This is a genomic window from Collinsella aerofaciens (assembly GCF_039758815.1).
GTDB lineage: Bacteria > Actinomycetota > Coriobacteriia > Coriobacteriales > Coriobacteriaceae > Collinsella > Collinsella aerofaciens_BP.
Window position 1 is genome coordinate 1 of sequence record NZ_JBDMSK010000027.1, and the last position, 22895, is coordinate 22895.

Consider the following 22895-nt stretch of genomic DNA (forward strand, 5'->3'; position numbering starts at 1 on the left):
GCCTGGCGTCAGCATGCCGCGATTCAGTCGCGCGGGCAGCATTTCCCAGTTGACAAAACTATAGGAACACCCCCCAACAAGCCGCCAGACAAAAGGCGCCGCGACAATCTATGTGTCGCGGCGCCTTATTTGATTGGCTATCGCTTGAGCCACCGCAAGGCGGCCGCTCCCCTATTTGCCAAGAGCCTACAGCTCGCAGGCGACCTTGTAGCCGTCGCCGATGGCGTCGCGGATGTTGCCGCACTTCTGGGCATCGCCCAGCACGTGGGTGACAACGCCGGCAGCGGCAAGGTCATCGGCCAGCTTGGTGTTGGGGCGGTAGCCCATGGCAAGCACCAGCGTATCGGCATCGGCGATGGTGTGGATCTCGCCATCCTTCTCGTAGCTGATGGTGTCCTCGGTAATCTCGGTCACCTTGGCCTCGGTCAGCACGTGAACGCCCTTGGAAAGCATACGCGTGATGAGGACCGCGCGACCGGCGCCTCCCTCGTTGGCGGCGAGCGTCTTGGTCATCTCGATAACGGTGACGTCGCGGTTTGCCGGCGACAGATCGTTGACCAACGGGGCCAGGTAATCGGCCGTCTCGCAGCCAACGGTGCCGCCGCCCACGATGACGATCTTCTTGCCCGGGAAAGCCTTGCCACCCAGCAGGTCGTCAGCCGTCATGACCTGCTTAAAGCCCTGCATAAAGGCCGGGGCGATGGGTTCGGCGCCATAAGCCAGGACAACCTCGTAGCCCGCGTAGTCGCGCTGGATGTCCTCGGCCGAAAGCTCGGTACCAAAGACGCACGTGACGCCGGCCTCGGCCAGGCGACGGTACTGATACTTGATCACGCGCGTGAGCTCCTGCTTTGCCGGCGGAACGGCCGCAATGCGCATCTCGCCGCCCGGCTCATCCTGCTTGTCCACGAGCACCACGTTGTGACCGCGCTTGGCGGCAATGTAGGCTGCCTCCATGCCCGCAGGACCAGCGCCCACAACGAGCACGTTCTTGGCCTCGGCGGCAAGCTCGTAGCCGGCCTCGTCGCGCTCCACGTCCGGGTTGACGGTGCAGGAGATGCGCTTGCCAAACATGATGCCGTTCAGGCAGCGCAGGCAGCCGATGCAGGGACGGATCTCGTCGGCGTTGCCGGCAGCCGCCTTGTTGCAGAACTCGGCATCGCACAGATTGGCACGGCCCATCATGCAGATGTCGGCGGCGCCGTCCTCGATCAGTTCCTCGGCAATCCATGCCTCGTTGATGCGGCCTACCGTGGCAACGGGAATATTCACATGCTTCTTGATCTCGCGCGAGCAGGCGGCGTGCGAGGCCTGCTGCGTACCGGCGGCGGGAATGGCGGAGCCGCGCTTGATGGTAGTGCCGCCCGACACGTGGATCATGTCGACGCCGGCCTTCTCCAAGCGACGCGAGACATAGATCATATCGTTGAGGGTCAGGCCGCCATCGGTGTACTCGTCGCCCGAGATACGGACGTCGATGATAAAGTCCTTGCCGCAGCGCTCGCGAATCTCGGCGATGACCTCGAGCAGGAAGCGCATGCGGGCGTCGAGCGAGCCGCCGTACTCGTCGGTGCGCTTGTTATAGAGCGGGGTCAAAAAGCCGCCGAGCATGCCGTGGGCGTGTGCCGCATGGACCTCGACGCCGTCGACACCGGCCTTCTGCATGCGCACAGCAGCGTCACCAAACTGATGCGTGAGCTCGTGGATCTCATCGACCGTGATGGGGCGCGGCGCCTCGCGGGCATAGGACGGGCCCACAAAGGACGGAGCGATCAGGCGCGGCGTGCCCGGAATGTTAAAGGCCATGTAGGCGGGGTGGAAGAGCTGCGGCATGATCTTGCAGCCATACTCGTGGACGGCCGCGGCGAGCTTTTCCCAGCCAGGGATAAACGTGTCGTCGTAGCAGCACATGTCACCCGGTAGATAGGTATAGGTGGGCTCGACCGTCACGACCTCGGTGATGATGAGGCCCACGCCGCCCTTGGCACGGGCACGGTAATGATCGACCAAGTCGTCGGTCACATAGCCATGATCGGCCAGGTTCGTGGACACCGGCGGCATAAAGACGCGGTTCTTGACCTCGGTCGTACCGACCTTGATCGGGCTAAAGAGCATCGGGTAGGCGGAAGACTCCATACAGGGTTCCTTTCGTTTGAGCCGCTCGGCGGCAGTTGCTAACGTACTTATCGTATCAGTAACCACCGTATCCGCACTCGCTCGCATTCCTCACCTTCAATCCCGACCCTCACAAAAAAGTTGTGGTGGAATACGGAGTAGATAAGGCCTTTGACAGCCAAAACAGTCCGTATTTCACCGCAACTGATGGATGGGATGGGTTAGAGGCCCAGGTAGCTGGTCATGCCTTCGACGGCGAGCTTGGCGCCGGCTACAGCATGGACCACAGTGAGCGGGCCGTTGACCACGTCGCCGGCGGCAAAGACGCCAGGCACGGTGGTCATGCCGTGCTCATCGACCGAAAGAAGGCCGCGATGGTCGGTTTCCAGACCGCCCGTCGTAAGCACGAGCTTGTCCTTGGGCACCTGCGAGGCTGCGATCACCACGGTATCGGCGGACACATGGTCGAGCTCTTCCTCGTAGCCCACCACGTTGTCGTCCTCGTCAAAGATAGCCGTCTCGAACACCGGACCGTTGTCGTCGATGGCGCAGATCGCCTTGCCGCGCACGATCTCGGCACCGTCAAGCTCGGTCAGCTCCACCTCGTCATCGATGGCCGAGATATGACGCGATCGGGCATACACGGTAACCTTGCGAGCACCCGAGCGCAGAGCCGTACGGGCAACATCCATGGCCACGTTGCCGGCGCCGATAACCGCCACGTTCTGACCGATCGCCACACTCGTGGGATCGACCAGGTAATCGATACCAAACAGCACGTTGCCGCGCGACTCGCCGGGAATACCCAGCTTGCGGGCGCGCCAGGTACCGGTACCGACAAAGACCGCATCGTAGCCGTCGCGCAGCAGGTCGTCGATATGCAGCGCGCCGCCGATGGTGGTCGAGGGACGGACGCGCACGCCAAGCGAGCACATCACGTGGCGGTACTTTTGCACGAGCGCACGGGGCAGGCGGAACTCGGGGATACCGTACTCCAGCACGCCGCCGATCTCGGGGCGCTGTTCAAACACCGTGACGGCACAGCCCAGCTGGGCCATCTTAATGGCCACGGTAATGCCGGCAGGACCGGAACCGACCACGGCAACCTGCTTGCCGCACGACGGCGCGGGCTTCCACTCCTTACGGTCCAAATATGCCGTCGAGATATAGTTCTCGATACTCGAAAAATGCACCGGTGCGCCCTTGCGGCCCTGAATGCACGCGCCCTCGCACTGGCCCGAATGGTTGCAGATCATGGAGCAGACCGCGCTCATGGGGTTGTTCTGGAACAGCAGCTCACCTGCCTCTTCCAGACGACGCTGCTTAAACAGGTCGATGACCTGCGGGATAGGCGTCTGCACCGGGCAGCCTTTAAGCTGGCAGAACGCCTTTTTGCACCCAAGACAGCGGTTCGCTTCCTCAACAATATGAATAGCCATCGGTACCCCTCTTGAACCTCTACGGCAATCTCTTTCGCCCAGACTGTTTCGTTACAGAATCACGTGCTCGCACATCACGCTGCGCCCCATGCGCAGCAGCTCGTCGCGCGAGCGCTCGACCGTGGACGGTGTGCTGTTCTCGATAACGGTCATAATGCCCGGTCGCGCGGCCGCGGCCCAAGCGGCAATAGCCTCAAAATCAAAGTTTCCGCACGTGCAGGCGCCGTGGCATACCAAACGAGAGCCCGAGCCATCGCACCAGCCATCCTGGTCCTCGTTGTCTACGATCTCGTAGTCCTTGGCATGCAGCACGCGAATCTTGCTGCCGCACAAATGCAGCATGCGCGACACCTGCTCGGAAGCCTCACCGACGATCGCGGGGTGCAGCAGCGACACCGGATCGTAGATCACGCCGAGTGCGGTGCTCGAAACGCGTTCCAGAACCTCGCGGCAACGCTCGGGCGTGTTGACGATCTCGTTCCAGCCGGGCTCGATCAGAAGCTCGCCGCCCTCCTTTTCGGCCATCGAGCACACGCGTGCGAGTCCTTTGCAAAACGCATCGAGCGCAGCGGCCGAAAAACGGTCATCGGCCATCTTGTTCTGCGCGTTGGGACGCCCCGTCTCGGTTCCCACCGGACAGCCCCCAAGCCAGCGCGCGAACCTCAGGCACGCCTCGTACTCGGCATAGGTATCCACCAGCTGATTCTGATCGGGCGTTGCCAGGTTTTTATAGCAGCCGAGCACCGCCACCTGCACGCCGTTGGTGTCGAGCACCTCGCGCAGATGGTCGGCGAGTTCGTGCGTAAGGCCGGAACGGTTAATGCCAAAGGACTTGTAGAGTACTTTGCTCGGCAGTTGGATGCACGAGAAACCCAGTTTGCCTGCCATGCGAATGCGCTCCTCCACCGTGCCCTCGGGCAGGTCGTGCAGGCGCACGCCGACGCTCAGCGCGCCTTTCGACTGCGCCATGCCTAGGCCTCCTTGCACGCATTGATGCCCGGCGTGTAGCCGCCAAACGGGTCGTCGATGGAGCACACGCCCGAAGGGGCGAGCGGATCGCGCTTACCGGCAAGCTTGTCATGATGCATGGTCTCGATATAGGCGAGCACCAGCGGCGCCACGCCCTTCGCGTCGTTTTTGACGACGGGCTCGCTCATGTAGTAGCCAAACGTGCCCTCGCGGTGCGCGGTGTTGCCAAGACCCGCCACCAGGCAGATATTGTCAAGCGCCAACTGCCCGTCGCGCTCGGACAGGCACGTATCGCAGATGCCATCAAAAGCGCGACGGCCGTACTGGTAGTAGCGCTCGCCCAGCACGCCCAGGCGCACGCCCTTCATGATGGCGTTGGCAAAGATGGCGCTGCCCGACTCCTCCAGATAGTTGGGGGCGATATTGGGCAGGTTGATGACCTGGTGCCACATGCCGGTCTTCTCGTCCTGATACGGCAGCATGGCGTCGATCAGGTCGTGGAACATCTTGCGAATCTCGTCCTTCTCGGCCGACATCGAAGGCGGCATGAGCTCCCAGGTATCGATGAGCGCCATGGCAAACCAGCCCTCGGCGCGCAGCCAGAAGTTGGCCGAAAGACCGGTGACCGGGTCGCACCAGAACTGCTTGCGGCTCGCGTCGTAAGCGTGATAGTACAGACCGTTGAGGGGGTTGCGCATCAGGTCATGCACGACCTGGAACATATGGAAGCTGTCCGAACAGGCGCGACGGTTGTGGAAGCTCAGCTCGTACTGCATGTAGAACGGCTGGGCCATATACATGCCGTCGAGCCAGATCTGGTTGGGATAGACGGCCTTGTGCCAAAACACACCCTCTTTGGTACGCGGCTGGGTTTCGAGCTGACGATAGATGGTATCCATGGCGGCACGGTACTTGGGCTTGCCCACCAGGTCATAGAGTTTGTAGAGGGTTTTGCCCGCGTTGACGTTGTCGAGGTTGTACTCCTGGGGATCGTAATGCTTGATGGTGCCGTCATCCTGGACAAAGAAGTCGATATAGTCGTCGGCGAAGGTCAGGTAACGCTGCTCGCCGGTGATCTCGTACAGCTCGATGAGCGCCTTGATCATGCAGCCGTCAATGTAATTCCAGGTGTTCTCCTTGCCGGCGCGAAGCTTTTCGATATTCCAGGCCGGCGCCTGAGGCGTAGAGGTCTCGATCAACTGCTCGATATAACGGTCCAGAATCTGATTGCAACCCATTGCTGTCCCCTCTGACGTTATTGATGGGTGAACGTTTCCCCTAGTGTAACGCGAACGGGGATTATAGGGTGAACGTTAACCCTATAATCCCCGTGAACGGCAAACTTTTAACGGCAAACGGCGGTGAGGCCCGCAGCGATGCGATGCGCCAGGCGCTCATAGCCGGCAGGGCTGTAATGCAGACCGTCCGGCATGTAGAGCTCGCGGTGCTCCGGCAAAAACGGGCTGATACCGCTTTGCGCATAGAGGTCGATCACCGGCACCGAGTAGCGGTCGCAAACCTCCAGCATCGCCTGCACATAGGCGTCTTGCGTCAGGCCCAGATGGTTGGCCTCGTTGCTTGCCGGAATATCCTTCTCGTGTTTGCCGCTCGTCTTGCACGGCGTCATAAACACCAGCTTTGCCTGAGGCGAGCGCGCCGTGATGGTGCGGATCAGGTAGTCGAGCGCACCGTAGAACTCGTGCACGTCCGTGCTGCCCAGCTCTCCCAGCGGCACGTTACGGCTAAAGTCGTTAACGCCGCCAAAGACGATGCAGATATCTGCCGTGTGATCGATGCCGTCCAAGCGCTCGACAAACGAATCGCTACGGTCGGCCTTGACGGCAATACGCGAACCCTTAATACCAAAGTTCTCGATCGTAGCGCCGCCCAGCAGCGCACCCAGGTGCGAAGTCCAGGAGATATCGTTGCCTCCCCCGCCGCATCCGTTATCGCCCCAGGTGGTCGAATCGCCAAAGCAGCAGATGGTCGATTCGCTCAAGTTTTTCGTTTCCATATTCTTCTCCTCACCCGCACACCGGCGGTCATACAGGTACATACCGTTCATTCGCAACATCCGAGGGGCTATGCGTGGGCGCATTCCGCAACTTGCGAATCGAGCCATTCGATATCCTCGGCAAGATGCGCCACGCCCAGGTGGTGTCCACCCGGGCAGACCTCGTGCAGAAGGTTTTCGTCCTTGCCCAGCAGCGCGTAGGCGTCGCGAACGATATCGAGCTGCTCGTCTACGTTCGCAAGCCCGCGGGCGCCGTTGAGATGGTCTTTCTCGCAGCTCTGAACCAAGAGCGGCCGTGGCGCGACAAGCGATGCAATGTCGCCCATGTCGAGCAGACGCCAGAGTCCAGACGTGTAATTGCAGCTGCAATTGCCGTTGAGGTGCAGTAGCGAATCATCAACGCCGTACAGATAGCCCGAGACAAACGCCTTGCGCACGCGCGGGTCGAGCGCGGACAGGTACAACGTCATGTAACCGCCGCCCGAAAAACCAAAGCAGCCCAGGTCGTCCATGGCAATGTCACCGCGTGTCTCCAAGTAATCAATCAAGCGCATGTTGTCCCAGGCGTTGAGGCCCGCGACCGTAAGACCCAGCGGCTCGGCCATACGTGCTTGGTTCAGACACGTACCGCGCAGATAGCTGTTCTCGTCGTCGCCCTGACCCTTCCAGTCACGACGGTATCCCCAACCACGCGCATCGGGGCAGACGGTCACATAACCCATGCGCGCCAAACGCAGACCGTAGTCGTAATTGAACTTACGCACGGCATCGTCGACCGCCGGCACGCCCGCAACGCCGGCTATGCTTGCAGCACCCGCCCCCTGGTGACCATGCGGGCAGATATAGCAACGCTTGAGTCCCCGCTCGTCAAGCTTGGGGCGGGACGGCTCCAACAGGTAAAACGGCATCCACACATCGTGCTCAACCTGCAACACCGCATGAGTACGCACGATGCCGCCGGCAACCCGCACGCGATTGAGCTCACGAATCTCAATCGGGGCGCGGTCCATAAGCGAAAGACCCAAAATATCGTACAGACGAGTCCTGGTCGCAGCCTTCCATGCCTCAAAGTCTGTGGGAGTCTTGCCCGTAAATGCGGCCGAGCGCCCTTCGCGCTTCAGTCGGGCGCGCAGCGCAGGCTCGTCCTCGTAGTACGTCTCGATGTGCACGGTGCGGCCATTGGCAGATAGCCCGGCCGTCTCTACCGCATCACCGTCGCCGCCCTCGGGATCCCAACCATCCGTGCCGGCAAGCACTCGGTCACGCGCATAGCGTTCGGAATCCTGACCGGTCAGGCAATGCGCCCACGGCACCCAAGCGACAGTATCGCCCGCCGGGCCAAACAGGGTACCACCGGCATACAGGGTGCCGTCATGTGCCGCTGGCTTATTCCAATCCCACCAGCCCTCGAGTGAAATATGGGGGCCCAGCCAGCATTCGAGCAAAACGGTCTGGGCCCACTCGCGCCATGGACGACCCAGATAGACCGATCCGGGGGCAATGCCCTCATCGGCTGTAAACGAACAGCCATGAAACACAAATCCGTACGGCTCGCCCTGAGGCGTGGAGGCTGCCGTTACATACCCGTTGACATCCATATCGCGGTTGAGCGAGCGAATCTCACACCCCTCAAAGTAGGCACGCGCGCCGCCAAAGATAAAGTCGACATCGCCCTCGATCCGGCAACGTCGAAAATACTGCCGCCCCACGCGGCGCGGGGCGAACTGCTTGGGGCCTATAAAGCCGCCCGGCTTGGCCTCGCGCGGCGGCAGCGGCCCCAAAAAGAGCGTGTCCTGGTGTCCCTTAATGCAGCAGGCATCGACAACCAGGCGGTCACCATCGGCATACAGGGCAATCGCCTGGCCGACCTCGCGCCCATCACCGGCGTTGTTTTCGATTGTTAGACCCGCAAGCGTCACGTCGTCGGCATCGACCAGCACCGTGTACGTACGGAAGGTGCCGAGTCTTCCATCCTGGCCGCTACCATCTTCCGAAGGCATCTTGGCACCCAGGCCTCCCACGATACGCACGCTGTCGGCCGTCTCGCCCTCGAGCGTCACATGCGGACGACGAATTTCGACCCGTTCGCGGTACTCACCCGGCGCCACCAGCACGCGCACCGGCACGGTCACATCGGGCACACACCGCTCCGCCGCCTCGAGCGCCGCCGAAATGCTGCGATACGCGCCTTCGCGTTCGAGCGATACCTCAAAGAGCTGTTCTTTACCACTCATCTGTCATTACGCTTTCTGTCACAGAACACCCGCCGTGCAATACCGGCACCTATAGATTGCGTGCGACAGCCGGGCAAACCCGACCGTCGCACGCCTCAACATGCCGTATTCACTTGTGCAGGAGCACTACCCTACGCGCGGATAACCTTGTCGACGTTTTGCAGCTGCAGCTCGTCGCCATCCTGACCCTCGATGCGCACGTTCTGCAGGTCGAGGACTTTCACGTTCTGCGCGATGATGCCCTGGCGCACCATGGGCTCCACGCCGCAGGCCATGGCAGGCACAAAGGGCTCGGCATCGGCGGCAAAGGTCACATGGACATCCTGGAACGTCAGGCGCGTCACTTTGCTCTCGGGAAGGCCCGTGATATAGGCCGCGGCCGCATGGCAGTTGGTGGCCTCGATATCGCAAAACGTCGTGGCGCCAAAGCCGGGCGTACGGTCGTCGACGGGCAGCGCCTCGCGAGACTGCACGTAGTCGGTCTTGCCGTCCTTGTCGCAGAAGTAGAACGAGTTGACCACGAAGGGCGTGAGCACCTTATCCATGCGAATGTGCTCAAAGGTGATGCCCTCGTTGACGGCGTCCTTGCCGCGTCCGCGGCGTGTCTTGACGCGCAGGCCGCGGTCGGTGCGCTCAAAGAGGCACTTGCTCACGGTGAGGTCCTTGATGCCGCCGGCGGCCTCGGATCCCAGCACCACGGCGCCGTGGCCGTCGTGCATGTAGCAGTGCGAGATCAGCACGTCGTGCGTGGCGGGACGGAGCTCGGGTTCAATGCCCAGTTTGCCGCTCTTGATGGCGATGCAGTCGTCCCCCACCGAGAACTGACAGCCAAGGATGCGGACAAAACCGCAGCTCTCGGGATCGAAACCGTCGGTGTTGTGGGAGTTCTTGGGACCCTCGATGGACAGGCACAGGGCATCGACGTGCTCGCACAGAATGGGATGGATATTCCACGCCGGGCTGTTGCGCACGGTAAAGCCGGCAAGACTCACGTTTTCGCACTCGGACAGGAAGATCATGCGCGGGCGGGCGACCTCGCGGCCCTCCTCGGGACGGAAGATGTTCTTAAAGTCCTTGTTCCACCAGTTGTCCTCGGCAAAATCGGTCTGGCCGTCGATGGCGCCGCGGCCATAGATGCACACGTCGTGCACGCTCAGGCCCGTAAAGGTCGAACAGTAGGTCGAAAAGCTCTCGCCTTCCCAGCGGCCCAGGGGCAGCATGTCGGTGCCGGCATACCCGGCGCCCTCGTCGCCCGTGACCGTGCCCGGAATGTAGGCAAGCGCCGCGCGGTCGTGACGGGCCAGCAGCACCGCGCCCTCGGCAAGCTCGATGTTGATATTGCTCTTAAGGAAGAGGGACTTGATGCGGTAGTTGCCGGCGGGGATCAGCACGCGCCCGCCCTTGGGGCAGGCCATGATGGCAGCCTGAATGTTGGTGGTGTCATCGTGCTCGGCATCGCCCTTGGCTCCGCAGTCGCGAACGTTGATGGTAAAGGGCTCCGCCGGCGTGGTGACGCCCACGCTCAGCTCGCGCTCGCCACAGACAAAACGAACCAGGTTGCGCTTACCGGGAACCAGGCCATCGACATAGGTCTCGACCGTATTCGTGGTACCGGCGGGCTCATCGTTGACAAAGATCTCCCACGTATCGGCACAGGTAAAGTAGCCGCCATCGTCGAGCTCGATAACGGCCGCGCGGGCATTGCGCCAGATAACGTTCGTCTCCATGGGTCTCTCCCTCAAATGTAATCAGAAGTTCATACTACTCGTTTTTAAAAAAGGGCCGCACCCGCCGGTGGATCTCCGGTGGCACGGCCCTTTGGTTTGGACAATGCGTTGGCCCTACTCGGCGGGAATTACGCTGCCGTCCTGGAAGCCAACATTGTTGTGAGCGAAGCAGTCCTCGTACTTAAAGCCGGAGAGCTCCTCGCAAAGCGCCTTGACCTCGGGCTTGACGTCGGCCATCTTGCCACCCTCCTTGACACGGTGAATCTCGTCGCAAAGGATGTCGCACTGCTCCTTGTCAATCTTGATGCCGCGGGCAAGGACGGCCGCGAGCAGGAAGAAGCCGGCGCAGCCGATGAGCATGTAGCCGCAGATGTACAGAGGCACGGTGGCGGGCTGGGTCACGGCGTCGCTGTTGCCGGCGGTCTGAATGAAGCCGGAGGCAGCAAGGACGATAGCCCATACGTTGACGGCAACAGCCTGGGCGATCTGCTGGCAGAGCTGCTGTGCGGAGCTGTAGATGCCCTCGCGACGACGCAGGGTGATGAGCTCATCGACATCGGGGATGTAGTTGAGCAGAACATCGGGCAGATACTGGAAGCCAACGTAGAAGAACTTCCAGATGGCGAAGATGATGGGGTAGGCGATCATGGCGATGGCGACCGTGGAGGTGCCGTTGATCTGACCAAAGGCGAAGTAGTTGTAGGCGATGATGCACGCGGCGCAACCGACGTTTGCCAGGTACCAAGACTTGTGGAAGCCCTTCTTGGCCATGAGGGCGACCCAGATGGCGGTGCAGACGATAGCGACGACCTTGCCGGGCATCTCCATCACGGACTCGTAGGACTTAGGAATCTGCAGACAGTAGACGATGAAGAAGGACAGGCACGCAGACCAGCAGGCAGCGGCGAGCTTCGTGGAGACCTGCGCATACAGGACCTTGCGGAAGGACTTGTTGCGGAAGGTAGAGATAACGTCGATGAAAAACTTCTTGATACCCTCGCCGACGCTCTCGATCTTCTCCTGAGCGACCTCCTCGGGGGTGTGCTCCCACGTAGACAGGTACACGCAGAGCAGCGAGATTGCCATGACCGAAGCGTTAATCGTAGCAATAATGAAGTAGCTGAACGGGTTGGTCTCGCCGAAGGTGCCAAAGCCAAAGCCGACGAGTGCTGCCATCAGGAAGCCGGCGGCGTTACCAAAGAGGTGCTTGTAGCCGGTGAGGTACGTACGCTCCTTGAAGTCATCGGTCATCTCGATGGTAAGCGGCGACAGGTTGGCGGTGCAGAACGTGTACGCGACGTTGTAGATCAGGTACAACACAAAGTAGTACGGGAAACCAAACGGCGTAGCCACAAAGATGAGCGGCTCGGCGACCATCATCGGGATAGCCAGCAAGATCCAGAAACGGCGGCGGCCAAAGATGCGGCCGATCTTGGTAGCGTAGAAGTTATCGGCCACAAAGCCCATGAGCGGGCACAGAATGGCGTTGAGATAGATGGCGAACGAGCTGATCAGCGCAGCCTCGCCTGCGGACAGACCGCACTCCGTGGACAGGAACAGCACCATGTAGCTGTGCGTAAAGCTCAGGGCACCGGAGTTGAGCATGCCGCCCATACCAAAGCCCAAGCGCGTCCAGAATGTGATCTTGCGCTTTTTACCGATCTTGTTAGTCATCGAGCTCCCTCTCTTTTCTCGATTGTCTTGTAACAAGACATTGGAGTCCATACCGATGTCTGTCTGCATATCGCCCACTCGTAGGGTGAACGTTTAGCTAGATTATGCTCGATTGCATATGATAGGTGAACGTTCACTTGTATATTATCCTTGAACGGTCGTTTTTTGCCGTTAAACGGACATCTGACTTGAAAAAAATCACGATTACATGGGTATTGAGTGGGTTTAAATTTGAGGTCGATTAGGTGAACGTTTATTGTTTTCGCCGCTCCCGTACCCTCAGGAAGACACGCCCGAACAGACAGAACAAACATGGCCCCGCCGGAAACACTCCCGACGGGGCCATGGTCAATAGCGCCCTATGCGAACCCATTTACCGCTACAGGCAGACGCCATCCTTCCAAATGCTGATCTCGTGGCAGCCGCGACGCTCGGCACTCGTAAGCTTGCCGCTCGCCGTTTCTAGCACCAGCTGGTACAGGTCGTGGGCAGCCTCGTCGAGCGTACGCTCGCCCGTGGCGACCACGCCGGCGTTAAAGTCCATCCAGTTGGCCTTGTGGTCGCACAGACGCTGGTTGGTGAACACCTTGAGTGTAGGCGCCGGTGCGCCAAACGGCGTGCCGCGGCCGGTCGAGAACAGGATTACGTGGCAGCCGGCAGCCGTCAGGGCCGTGGTGGATACCATGTCGTTGCCCGGACCGCACAGCATGTTCAGGCCATGCTTGGTAGCCTGACCGGCATACGGCAGCACGTCGACGATGGGGGCAGATCCGCCCTTTTGCACGCAGCCGCAGCTCTTGTCCTCGAGCGTGGTAATGCCGCCGTCCTTGTTGCCGGGGCTCGGGTTCTCATAGACGACCTCGCCGTGGCTGATAAAGTAGTCCTTAAAGCCGTTGAGCATGTCGGCAGCTGCGTTAAAGACGTCCTGGCTCTCACAGCGATCGAGCAGAATGCTCTCCGCGCCAAACATCTCGGGTACCTCGGTGAGCACCGACGTGCCGCCACGGGCGACAACCATATCGCTCACGCGACCGATCGTGGGGTTGGCGGTAATGCCCGAAAGACCGTCAGAGCCGCCGCACTTAAGGCCAATGACCAGCTCGGAGGCAGAAATGGGCTCACGCTTGGCCTGCTTGGCCAGGTCGGCAAGCTCGGACAGGATCTTGTGACCCTCGACCTGCTCGTCGGCTACATCCTGGCAGGCGAGGAATCGAACGCGCTCGTGATCGAAGTCACCGAGCTCGTCGAGTACCTGCTGGTGCGTGCAGTTTTCGCAACCGAGGGACAGGAACAGCACACCCGCAGCGTTTGCGTGACGCGAGAGCGCCACCAGCAGACGGCGCGTCTGGGCATGGTCGGCACCGGTCTGCGAGCAGCCAAAGGGATGCGGGAAGTAGTAAACGCCCTCCAGCGAGCCCTCGACCAGATCCTGAGCCTGCTCGCACATGGCACGTGCGACCTCGTTGACGCAGCCGACCGTGGGGATGATCCACAGCTCGTTGCGCGTGGCGGCACGGCCGTCAGCGCGGCGGAAACCCATAAAGGTCTCGGGCTCAACCGGCTCAACGACCGGATGCGTCGGGTTGTAAGCGTACTCGACCTCGCCCGAAAGGTTGGTCTTGACGTTATGCGTATGAAGCCACTGACCGGGCTGGATGTCGCCCGTCACGTGGCCGATAGGAAGACCGTACTTGACGACGTCCTCCCCCGCCGCAATGGCGCGCACGGCCATCTTGTGGCCCTGCGGAATATCCTCCGCGGCCACGACCTCGCCCACCCCGGGAACCGCGACGGCGGTGCCCTTGGCAAGCGGCGACAGCGCGACGATCACGTTGTCGGCCGGATTGATCTGGATAGTATTCATTACAAAGAGTCCTAACCCTACAGGTTGAGCAGAAGTCAGCGGGCGCCCGCCAGTTGCCCGGCGGGCGCACAGAAGGATTTAGGCCTGGGCGTTGGCAAATGCCTGCTTGGCGCCCTCAGCGCGCACAACGGCAAGCGCGTTGACGACAAACTCCTCAAGGCCGGCGATCTGCGTAAGGTCCTCGCCCCACATCTGCTCGTTGCTGAGCACGTCGTGCACCAGCTCGGCATCGTCTGCACCGGCGTGGGCGGCGTAGAAATCGAGCACGAAGGCATCGTCCTGAGCGGTGTACTCGGTGCCGTCGGCGCGGCGCAGGTGCAGGCCATCGCCCTCGCGAGCAACGAGCTCCTGCGTATAGAAGGCAATGAGCGTAGCGAGGCTCGTCGCCAGGCACTTGGGCAGGTTGCCGGTCTCGGCAACATAGTCCTTGAGCGTGGGCAGGTCGCGAGCACGCCATTTGGCGGTTGAGTTGAGGCAAATGGAGAGCAGCGCGTGGTCGATAAACGGGTTGTCGAAGCGGTTCTCGACGGCGGCGGCAAAGGCCTTGCAGTCCTCGACATCAAGATCGGCGGCAAGCGTCGGGATGACCTCGTCGTAGAGCATGGTGTTCATGAAGCCACGAACGGTCTCGTCATGCATGCAATCGCGCACGATGTCAAAGCCGGCAACCCAGGAGCCCGGAACAAAGGCAGTGTGGGCGCCGTTGAGGATGCGGACCTTGCGCTTCTTGTACGGGGTGACATCGGGGGTCACAAAGACGCCCGGCAGGCCGGCCTTCACGAAGGGCAGACGCTCCTTGAGCGACTCATCGCCCTGGATGCCCCACATCTGGAAGGGCTCGCGCACGGCCAGGAAAGGATCCTCGTAGCCCAGGCGCTCGGCCACGGCAGCGGCCTCCTTGGGGTCGCGGATGCGGCCGGGGACGATAGTGTCGACGAGCGTGGTGCAGACGGTGCAGTCGTTGGCCATCCACTGCGCAAACTCGTCCTCCCAGCCCCAGTCGCTCACGTACTGGTTCATGATGCGCAGCAGCTCCTCGCCGTTGTGATCGATGAGTTCGCAGGCGAGCACGATGACGCCCGGCTTGCCGGCGGCCCAGCGGGTGTGGAGCACCTGGGCAAGCTTAGCGGGGAAGCTCGCGGGCGGCATGTCGTCGGCCTTGCAGGACGGATCGTAGGCAATGCCAGCCTCGGTGGTGTTGGAGACGATAATCTCCAAATCGTCGGAGACGGCGACCTCCATCATGGCGCGGTAGTCGTCCTCACGATACGGATTGAGGCAGCGGCTGCAGGCGCTGATCACACGGGACTCGTCGACCGTGTTGCCGTTCTCCTTGCCGCGCACCAGCACGGTGTACAGGTCATCCTGGGCATTGATGCCGTCGGCAAAGCCAAAGGCGCCGCTGATGGGCTGCACCATGACAACCTTGCCGTTCCAGCCGGTTGCCTCGTTGCCCATGTCAAAGAAGCGGTCGACAAAGGCGCGCAGGAAATTGCCCTCGCCAAACTGCAGAACCTTCTCGGGCGCGTCCTTGGGCAGCAGGTAGCCCTTGTAGCCGATCTTCTCGAGCGTCTCGTAGCTGATGTTCTCCATCGATGTCTCTCCTTAGATTGCTGTTAGCGTGCAGGCAAAACGGGGGCGCCGCGTGTGGCAACGGCGCTCCCGAGTTCGGTGTGATTCGATGCGGGTTTAAGCCTCGACGGTATCCAGGTCAAAGCCAAAGTAGCGGACCGCGTTGTTGTAGCTGATGTCGCGCACGATGGCTCCCAGCAGTTCCATGTCGGCCGGATACTTGCCCTGCTCGACCCACTCGCCGATCACGCCGCACAGCACGCGACGGAAGTACTCGTGACGCGGGTAGGACAGAAAGGAGCGGGAATCGGTAAGCATGCCCACAAAGTTGCCCAACACGCCCTCGTTAGCCAGAGCCGTGAGCTGCTCGCGCATACCGATCTCGTTGTCGTTGAACCACCAGGCAGAGCCGTTCTGGATCTTGCCGGCGGTCGGAGCCTCCTGGAAGCAGCCCATCACGGTATCGATCATGGTGTTGTCGATGGGGTTCAGGCTATACAGGATGGTCTTGGGCAGACCCGTGGACTCCTGGATGGAGTTGAGGAAATCGGCCAGCTGGTCGGACGGCGTGTAGTTGGAGATGCAGTCGTAGCCGGTGTCGGGACCGAGCTTGGCGAACATAGCGCGGTTGTTGTCACGCTTGCAGCCAAAGTGCAGCTGCATGGCCCAGCCAAGGCGGACATACTCGCCGGCGACGAACTGCATAAAGGCCGTCTTGTACTTGAGGACCTCGTCCTCGGTAAGCGGCTCGGCGGCAAGGCCCTTGGCAAAGATAGTCTCGATCTCGTCGGCGGTAGCCGGAACGTACATAACGTAGTCGAGCGCGTGGTCGGAAGCGCGGCAGCCCAGCTCGTGGCCAACGTCGTAGCGCTTGGAGATGGCGGCCTTCATGCCCTCGAAGTCGCTGATCTCAATGCCGGCAACCTCGGAGAGATGCTTGCAGTAGTCGGCGAACTCCTGGCCACGCTCGATGCGCAGGGCGGCATCGGGGCGCATGGCGGGAACGACCTGAACGTCAAAACTGTCGTCGGCGGCAATCTTCTTGTGCCACTCAAAGCTGTCGGCGGGGTCGTCGGTAGTGCAGATCATGCGGACGTTGGACTGCTTGATCAGGTTGCGGCAGGTAAAGCTGGCCTCAGCGAGCTTGGCGTTGGCAAGGTCCCAGACCTCCTGAGCGGTTTTGCCGTTCAGGACGCCCTCGTAGCCAAAGTAACGCTTAAGCTCCAGGTGGCTCCACTCAAAGACGGGGTTGCCCACGCAACGGCCCAGGGTCTCGGCCCACTTCTGGAACTTCTCGCGAGCAGGGGCATCGCCGGTAATGAAGCGCTCGTCAACGCCGTTGGCACGCATCAGGCGCCACTTGTAGTGGTCACCGCCCAGCCAAACCTCGGTGATGTTCTCAAAACGTTTGTCGTCCCAGATCTCCTTGGGAGAAATGTGGCAGTGGTAGTCAACGATGGGCATGCCCTCGGCAAAGTTGTGGAACAGCTCCTCACCGGTTTTGGTGCTCAGCAGGAAATCCCGATCGTCCATGAAGTTTTTCATCAAACAACCCCTTTGTTGGCGGAGCGGGCGCACGATGCGCTCGTTATCCTCTAGGTGAACGTTCACTATACTAATTCATTGCGACTTAAAAGGTGAACGTTCACCTAACCACCATGGAGTGAACGGTCGATTTTGCCCGTTCAACGGTTACTGGAGCCGTAACTTGTATGTATTGCGAATTGGCAGGCGTCCCCGAATACCGAACTTGAGCGCTTTGGCCAGGTGGGTCATGTTCCGCCGTGCATTTTTGGGAGTATTCAGCATCGGAGCGCACCGCGCACCGTCTTCGAAGCCCTATCTGATACTCATATTGCGCCCAATCGGCATAAATAAATGCCCCCGATGGCGAATTACGCCATCGGGGGCACTTAAAACAGTCGTCCTAACCTCTTTCGGGACACGCCATTGCTGAATACTCCAAAAAATGAACGTCGCAAGAGGGGGTACCTGACTAAACGGCTAAATTCCCGCAAGCTCGCAGTAGCGGTCGACGTTGCTGGCAAACACCATCTCCACAGCACCCTTCTGCACGGGCTCCGCCGGAGTTTTACCCCACAGCAGATACTCGCCCAAGGTCTTGGCGCCACGATATGCCAAACTCACCGGGTCCTTGTAGACGATGTTGGTAAAGATACCGCGGCGCAAGGCCAGAGCACTTTCGGGAAACAGGTCGTTGCCGATCACCATGACCTGACCGGCCTTGCCGGTCGAGACGAGCGCGTCGGCAACCACTTCGGAACCAACGGCAAAAACGCTACAGATAAGTTCGGGGGCGTCCGGCGCACTCAAGCGCTTTTCGAGCTCATGCTCGAGTTGTTTGACTTGCGCATGGGCACCTGCAAGATCCTCAACCTGCCATGGAATATCACGTTCGCGCAGGTAATTGTGGAAGGCGCGGGCGGTTAGATAGTGCGAATCGGTATATGGGTCGCCTGTCAAAAGGAGCACGCGGGCGTCGGCCCCAGAAGCATGGACCAGGTTTGCCGCCTGCTCGGCCATAAGGCTGCCTGCCGTCGAATAATCGGCCAAGCTCGCACCCAAACGATTCAAATGCGGACGGTCGCCGTCGACAAGCTCAATCGTCACGCCCGCCTCGGCGATCTGCCCCAAAAGCTCAGTCGCACGATCGTCGCCCGGCGCATAGGCGAGCAAGCCATCAATCTTCTCGCCCACCTGCAGACGCTCGTCGATTTGCTCGAGTGCATCAGCGTAGCCGCCCACGCCAAATTCAACGCGCTCAACCGTAATGCCCCGGTCGATGACCTCCCGTTCAAAGCGATTGCAGCCTTCCCACAGGTAACGGAAAAAGTACGCTCCCTCGCGCGATGCGCGGGGCAGGCAAAACACCAGATTGATATCCTTGCGGCGCAGGCTTGAGGCACTTGTGTTGCGGTGATAGCCCATGGCCTCGGCCTTAGCGTTCACCTTGGCGCGCACGGATTCGCTCACGCCGGCCTTTCCCGTCAGAGCCTTGTGCACGGTATTGATGGAAACGCCAAGCTCGGCGGCTATGTCCTTCATGGTTACGCGAGCGCTCATGCGGTTACTCCGTTATAGATAAGTTGCCAATTAATAGTCCAGTTAACGATACCCCAAAAATACTCTTCGACTCGCCGTGCTCTCCCTCAAATGCACAAAGCGCCCCGCGAACGGATGCTCGCGGGGCGCTTGGATATCTGGACCTTATTTGATACCGCGGCCCAAGTCTTCGGCGATTTTGTCCACGCCCTTAAGTGCGGCGCACGTCTTTTTGTTGGAGCAATGCCCCGTGCAAACGCCACCCTGAGCGCAGTCGGCGCAGGTGCCCTTGCGGTAGACGCGCACGCATACCGCGACAAACGCAACGCCGATAACAGCCAGTACAACAATATCGATAGGTGCCATAGCAAGCCTCCTCTAGTTAACCATCACTTACTTTACTCCATTCTCCACCTACCGAATAGGGACAGGTTTAATTTGGTCAGTTTTATCTGCGGAAACGCCACATCTTACTTCTGGAGCAAAGCAATCTGTCCCCCCATTGCATCAAAAAGCCCGAGTGTCACTGAGACACCCGGGCTCGTGGAAAGGGGTTGATCCTTATTCGGACTTAGGCGGAAACTGCAGCGGAAGCAGTGTTGGTCTCGTCCTCGTCGGTCCAAGCGTGCTTGGGCATAGGACGGAAAATCTGGAAGAGCATCGCGACCAGCAGCACGATAGCCACAACCGTCCAGAAGCCAAACTGCCCAAGGACAAGCAGGTTATAGAACTGGTTGATGAACAGGCCGATCACCCAAGCGAAGGCGCACTCGTAGCCGAGGGCAATCGCGGTCCACTTGCCGGAATTCATCTGGTTGCGGATGGTACCCATAGCGGCAAAGCACGGAGCGCACAGCAGGTTGAACGCGCCGAAGGCAACGCAGGCGCCCATGGTGGGGAACATGCCGGCAAACGCGGTCCACAGGCTCGGGTCGGTCTCGCCCGCGTCGGCGACGGACAGCAGCGAGCCGGCGGTGGCGACAACGTTCTCCTTGGCGACGAGGCCAGAGACAGTCAGCGCGGTTGCCTGCCAGGTGCTAAAGCCGAGCGGGGCGAAGATCCAAGCGACCAGGTTGCCCAGCATGGCGAGCACGGAGTAGTCCATGAACTCCTCGGGGATGCCGTCCATCGCAGGCAGGAAGCCAAAGGAGCCGTTGTAGCTACCAAAGTTGGAGAGGAACCACACCACGACGGTAGAGGCGAAGATGATCGTGCCGGCCTTCTTGATAAAGGCCCAGCAGCGCTCCCACACGTGCAGCGCCCAGGAGCGGATCGCCGGGAAGTGGTAAGCGGGGAGCTCCATGACAAACGGGGTCGGGCGGCCGGCGAAGAGCTTGGTCTTCTTGAGCATGAGGCCCGAGGCGATGACGGCAAAGACGCCCAGGAAGTAGAAGAGCGGGCTGATCCACGCGGCGGTGGTAGAAGAATCGCCGATGATGGAACCCATGAGCAGGGCGATGATCGGCAGCTTAGCGCCACAGGGAATGAACGTGGTGGTCATGACCGTCATGCGGCGGTCCTTCTCGTTCTCGATGGTCTTGGTAGCCATGACGCCGGGGACGCCGCAGCCCGAGGACACGAGCATGGGGATGAAGGACTTACCGGACAGGCCAAAGCGGCGGAACACGCGGTCCATGATGAAGGCGACGCGGGCCATATAGCCGCAGTCCTCCAAGAAGGACAGCATGACGAACAGCAGGAACATCTGCGGGACGAAGCCGAAGATGGCGCCCAGGCCGCCGACGATGCCGTCGCAGACCAGCGAATCGACCAGGCCACCGTCCTCGGTGCCGCCCGCCACAAGGGCGTCGTGCACCACGGTGGTGATACCCGGGACATAGGGGCCGTACTGTGCCGGGTCGACCGAGTCGGCATTGTCACCCGCAGCCTCGACGGCCGCGTCGTAGGCGTCGCGACCCTGACCGAGCACATACCAACCGTCGGTGCCAAAGAGCTGATCGTTGGTGAAGTCGGTCACCGTTCCGCCCAGGGTGGAAACGGCGATGTAGTACACGCAGAACATGATGACCACAAAGATCGGCAGGCCCAGGATACGGTTGGTAACCACACGGTCGATCTTCTCGGAAGTGCTCATCTTGGCCGGGGCCTTGGTGAGGCACTCATCGATGATGTGCGCGATGACGCCATAGCGCTCACCGGTGATGATGGACTCAGCGTCGTCGTCGCAGTCCTGCTCGCACTGAGCGACCAGCTGTTCCACGCGAGCGGCCTTCTCCTTAGTGAGGTTGATGAGTTTGCAGGCGTCTGCATCACGCTCGAACAGCTTGACAGCGTAGTAGCGGCGCTTGTTGGCGGGAACGCTCGCCGGAAGGTTGTTCTCGATGTGCGTCAGAACGTCCTCAATGGAAGAGTCGAACTTGTGCTCCGGCACCTGGCCCTTGGAAGCGGCGGACTTCTTAGCCTGCTCGAACAGCTCCTTGATACCCTTGTTCTTAAGAGCCGAGATCATCATGACCGGGCAGCCGAGCTTCTTGGACAGCTTGTCGGTGTCGATCTTGTCACCGTTCTTCTCGACCAAGTCGGCCATGTTGAGGGCAACGACCACGGGCAGGCCGGTCTCGATGACCTGAAGCGCCAGGTACAGGTTACGCTCGAGGTTGGTGGCATCGACCACCTGAACGACGACATCGGGCTCGCCGCTCATGAGGTAGTCGCGCGAGCACTGCTCCTCGGGGCTGTAGGGGGAAAGCGAGTAGATGCCGGGGAGGTCCGTGATGGTAACGTTCTTGTCGCTTAGGAGCTTGGCTTCCTTTTTCTCAACCGTGACGCCGGGCCAGTTGCCAACGTAGCCGTTGGCGCCGGTAATCAGGTTGAAAAGCGTGGTCTTGCCGCAGTTGGGGTTACCCGCCAGCGCGACATGGATCTGAGAATCCGCCATTCAATCCTTCTTCCTTGTGTGCCTGCGCTGCTTTCTCCGCGCAGGCTGGATAATGTGCTTCAAAGATGCTGCATTAAGTTAGAAAAACCTAACTTTATCTGCAGAAATATGCGCCACGAGTCCTTACTGGACCTCGACGACGGCGGCCTCCTCCTTGCGGATGGAAAGCTCGTAGCCGCGCACGTTGATCTCGACCGGATCACCGAGCGGTGCGACCTTCACGACCTTGAACGAAGTGCCCTTGATGAGCCCCAGGTCCATAAGGTGGCGGCGAAGCGCACCCTCACCGTGAAGCTTGACGATGGTGGAGCTCTCGCCCACCTTAACGTCACCCAACGTCTTCATCCTCTTGTCCCCCTTTCGGTTTTTATGAAATGCTGCAGACTAACCGACGGTCATGATGTGCATGGCAACCTTGGAATCGATACCAAAGCGTGCGCCCAGCACGGTGACGATAATATTGGCGCCACTCGAGCTCACCACGTGGATTTCGTTGCCCTCGACAAAGCCGAGGTCCTTGAGGTGGTGCTTCATGTCCTCATTGCCCTTTACACGAGACACGCGCACGGTTTCGCCCGCTTTTACCATCGAAAGCGGCATTGCCGGCATCTGCGGTCCGCAAGACATGAGTGGCTCCTAACGTCAGTTCGTCCTCAACATCGACGCGGTAAAAGTTAACCACGCCTATGTTCGCTTTAGTAAACTAACACGTGGTTAACTTTTTGGAAAGGGTCCCCATTCAGATTTCGAAAAAGTTTCCCATACGAAACAAAAGGGCGCGGCAAAGGACCATCCTTTACCACGCCCTGTCATGCTTAAAGCGAGAGGTTTCTGATCGACGTAACGCAGGAAGCCTCGTCTACGCCCGAAACACGAAAGACGACGCTCTCGCCGCACTCACCATAGAGGGCCATGAGCCCCATGACATCGCGGCCATCCGTGTGGCGATCGCCGATGCTGACTGACACGTCGCTACGATGCTTGGCAATGATGTCATAGAGCAGCGCAACCGGGCGGGCATGCAGTCCCAACGGATCTTTAATCGTCTTTGTAAACTCGACCATGTCCCCTCCCACGACATCGTACATTCGGCCGGCAAACCCAGCCACGTGGTAGTTATTGTAGCGTTAGATGCTTCTCGAGAGCTCCTCTGAACACCTCGTGGTCAAAAAGTGGCAAATATGAGTACTGTCACCAATTTAGTAGCAGCAAAATCGAGAGCAAATTGCCTAATTTGAGCGATTCGTAGGTAGCGCGCAGAGATGTGGTGTAAGAGGCGGGGCATGCCTCGCCTCTTCCCTTTCTTGAAAGGGAGGGGACACCGC

17 protein-coding genes are annotated in these 22895 nt (G+C 60.2%); all 17 read right to left on the reverse strand.

From position 1 onward, the window contains the following. Nucleotides 1–186 precede the first annotated feature (186 nt). The gene (locus ABHT90_RS08980) at nucleotides 187–2136 is read right to left on the reverse strand and encodes an FAD-dependent oxidoreductase (protein ID WP_346982262.1); all 1950 of its coding nucleotides are present in this window, start codon (nucleotides 2134–2136) and stop codon (nucleotides 187–189) included. 200 nt (nucleotides 2137–2336) lie between these two features. Then, nucleotides 2337–3554, reverse strand: a complete 1218-nt coding sequence (locus ABHT90_RS08985) for an FAD-dependent oxidoreductase (RefSeq protein WP_346982263.1) — start codon at nucleotides 3552–3554, stop codon at nucleotides 2337–2339. A gap of 51 nt (nucleotides 3555–3605) precedes the next feature. Further along, entirely contained in the window at nucleotides 3606–4523 is a 918-nt protein-coding gene (locus tag ABHT90_RS08990) for a sugar phosphate isomerase/epimerase family protein (protein ID WP_346982264.1), read from the reverse strand. Between the two features lie 2 nt (nucleotides 4524–4525). Beyond that, nucleotides 4526–5761, reverse strand: coding sequence for a glycoside hydrolase family 88/105 protein (locus tag ABHT90_RS08995; protein ID WP_055252262.1), 1236 nt, complete (start codon nucleotides 5759–5761; stop codon nucleotides 4526–4528). 107 nt (nucleotides 5762–5868) lie between these two features. Continuing rightward, complete coding sequence (locus ABHT90_RS09000) at nucleotides 5869–6537, reverse strand: SGNH/GDSL hydrolase family protein (protein WP_273375620.1); 669 nt, start codon at nucleotides 6535–6537, stop codon at nucleotides 5869–5871. Between the two features lie 68 nt (nucleotides 6538–6605). Beyond that, nucleotides 6606–8771, reverse strand: a complete 2166-nt coding sequence (locus ABHT90_RS09005) for a pectinesterase family protein (RefSeq protein WP_346982265.1) — start codon at nucleotides 8769–8771, stop codon at nucleotides 6606–6608. A gap of 131 nt (nucleotides 8772–8902) precedes the next feature. Next, nucleotides 8903–10498: a glycoside hydrolase family 28 protein gene (locus ABHT90_RS09010; protein WP_346982266.1), complete on the reverse strand. Its 1596-nt coding sequence runs from the start codon at nucleotides 10496–10498 to the stop codon at nucleotides 8903–8905. 114 nt (nucleotides 10499–10612) lie between these two features. Continuing rightward, nucleotides 10613–12172 (reverse strand): MFS transporter, encoded by a 1560-nt coding sequence (locus ABHT90_RS09015; protein ID WP_157758022.1) that lies wholly within the window; start codon nucleotides 12170–12172, stop codon nucleotides 10613–10615. Between the two features lie 379 nt (nucleotides 12173–12551). Next, complete coding sequence (locus ABHT90_RS09020; protein ID WP_346982267.1) at nucleotides 12552–14036, reverse strand: UxaA family hydrolase; 1485 nt, start codon at nucleotides 14034–14036, stop codon at nucleotides 12552–12554. Between the two features lie 78 nt (nucleotides 14037–14114). Next, the gene (locus tag ABHT90_RS09025) at nucleotides 14115–15629 is read right to left on the reverse strand and encodes a tagaturonate reductase (protein WP_346982268.1); all 1515 of its coding nucleotides are present in this window, start codon (nucleotides 15627–15629) and stop codon (nucleotides 14115–14117) included. A gap of 96 nt (nucleotides 15630–15725) precedes the next feature. Further along, the gene (uxaC, locus tag ABHT90_RS09030; protein WP_346982269.1) at nucleotides 15726–17153 is read right to left on the reverse strand and encodes a glucuronate isomerase; all 1428 of its coding nucleotides are present in this window, start codon (nucleotides 17151–17153) and stop codon (nucleotides 15726–15728) included. A gap of 459 nt (nucleotides 17154–17612) precedes the next feature. Further along, a complete protein-coding gene (locus tag ABHT90_RS09035; protein ID WP_346982270.1) occupies nucleotides 17613–18692 on the reverse strand; it encodes a substrate-binding domain-containing protein in 1080 nt (359 codons plus the stop codon). A gap of 144 nt (nucleotides 18693–18836) precedes the next feature. Further along, nucleotides 18837–19037 carry a hypothetical protein gene (locus ABHT90_RS09040; protein WP_161145097.1) on the reverse strand — a complete coding sequence of 67 codons (201 nt, stop codon included), beginning with the start codon at nucleotides 19035–19037 and terminating at the stop codon, nucleotides 18837–18839. Nucleotides 19038–19242: 205 nt separating this feature from the next. Then, nucleotides 19243–21570 (reverse strand): ferrous iron transporter B, encoded by a 2328-nt coding sequence (feoB, locus tag ABHT90_RS09045; RefSeq protein WP_346982271.1) that lies wholly within the window; start codon nucleotides 21568–21570, stop codon nucleotides 19243–19245. Between the two features lie 123 nt (nucleotides 21571–21693). Next, nucleotides 21694–21915, reverse strand: coding sequence for a FeoA family protein (locus ABHT90_RS09050; protein WP_006234774.1), 222 nt, complete (start codon nucleotides 21913–21915; stop codon nucleotides 21694–21696). Nucleotides 21916–21954: 39 nt separating this feature from the next. Further along, on the reverse strand, nucleotides 21955–22197 hold the full coding sequence (locus ABHT90_RS09055) for a FeoA family protein (protein WP_022094360.1): 243 nt from the start codon (nucleotides 22195–22197) through the stop codon (nucleotides 21955–21957). Between the two features lie 188 nt (nucleotides 22198–22385). Continuing rightward, nucleotides 22386–22634: an HPr family phosphocarrier protein gene (locus tag ABHT90_RS09060; RefSeq protein ID WP_195404046.1), complete on the reverse strand. Its 249-nt coding sequence runs from the start codon at nucleotides 22632–22634 to the stop codon at nucleotides 22386–22388. Between the last annotated feature and the right edge of the window lie 261 nt (nucleotides 22635–22895).

Bases quoted from the DNA above. Each gene is read 5' to 3' on its own strand.
- ABHT90_RS09040 (WP_161145097.1), bottom strand. From the start codon at position 19,037: ATGGCACCTATCGATATTGTTGTACTGGCTGTTATCGGCGTTGCGTTT.
- uxaC (WP_346982269.1), bottom strand. From the start codon at position 17,153: ATGAAAAACTTCATGGACGATCGGGATTTCCTGCTGAGCACCAAAACC.
- ABHT90_RS09020 (WP_346982267.1), bottom strand. From the start codon at position 14,036: ATGAATACTATCCAGATCAATCCGGCCGACAACGTGATCGTCGCGCTG.
- ABHT90_RS09000 (WP_273375620.1), bottom strand. From the start codon at position 6,537: ATGGAAACGAAAAACTTGAGCGAATCGACCATCTGCTGCTTTGGCGAT.
- ABHT90_RS09025 (WP_346982268.1), bottom strand. From the start codon at position 15,629: ATGGAGAACATCAGCTACGAGACGCTCGAGAAGATCGGCTACAAGGGC.
- ABHT90_RS09060 (WP_195404046.1), bottom strand. From the start codon at position 22,634: ATGGTCGAGTTTACAAAGACGATTAAAGATCCGTTGGGACTGCATGCC.
- ABHT90_RS09050 (WP_006234774.1), bottom strand. From the start codon at position 21,915: ATGAAGACGTTGGGTGACGTTAAGGTGGGCGAGAGCTCCACCATCGTC.
- ABHT90_RS08995 (WP_055252262.1), bottom strand. From the start codon at position 5,761: ATGGGTTGCAATCAGATTCTGGACCGTTATATCGAGCAGTTGATCGAG.
- ABHT90_RS09035 (WP_346982270.1), bottom strand. From the start codon at position 18,692: ATGAGCGCTCGCGTAACCATGAAGGACATAGCCGCCGAGCTTGGCGTT.
- ABHT90_RS09015 (WP_157758022.1), bottom strand. From the start codon at position 12,172: ATGACTAACAAGATCGGTAAAAAGCGCAAGATCACATTCTGGACGCGC.
- ABHT90_RS09010 (WP_346982266.1), bottom strand. From the start codon at position 10,498: ATGGAGACGAACGTTATCTGGCGCAATGCCCGCGCGGCCGTTATCGAG.
- ABHT90_RS08990 (WP_346982264.1), bottom strand. From the start codon at position 4,523: ATGGCGCAGTCGAAAGGCGCGCTGAGCGTCGGCGTGCGCCTGCACGAC.
- ABHT90_RS08985 (WP_346982263.1), bottom strand. From the start codon at position 3,554: ATGGCTATTCATATTGTTGAGGAAGCGAACCGCTGTCTTGGGTGCAAA.
- feoB (WP_346982271.1), bottom strand. From the start codon at position 21,570: ATGGCGGATTCTCAGATCCATGTCGCGCTGGCGGGTAACCCCAACTGC.
- ABHT90_RS09005 (WP_346982265.1), bottom strand. From the start codon at position 8,771: ATGAGTGGTAAAGAACAGCTCTTTGAGGTATCGCTCGAACGCGAAGGC.
- ABHT90_RS08980 (WP_346982262.1), bottom strand. From the start codon at position 2,136: ATGGAGTCTTCCGCCTACCCGATGCTCTTTAGCCCGATCAAGGTCGGT.
- ABHT90_RS09055 (WP_022094360.1), bottom strand. From the start codon at position 22,197: ATGTCTTGCGGACCGCAGATGCCGGCAATGCCGCTTTCGATGGTAAAA.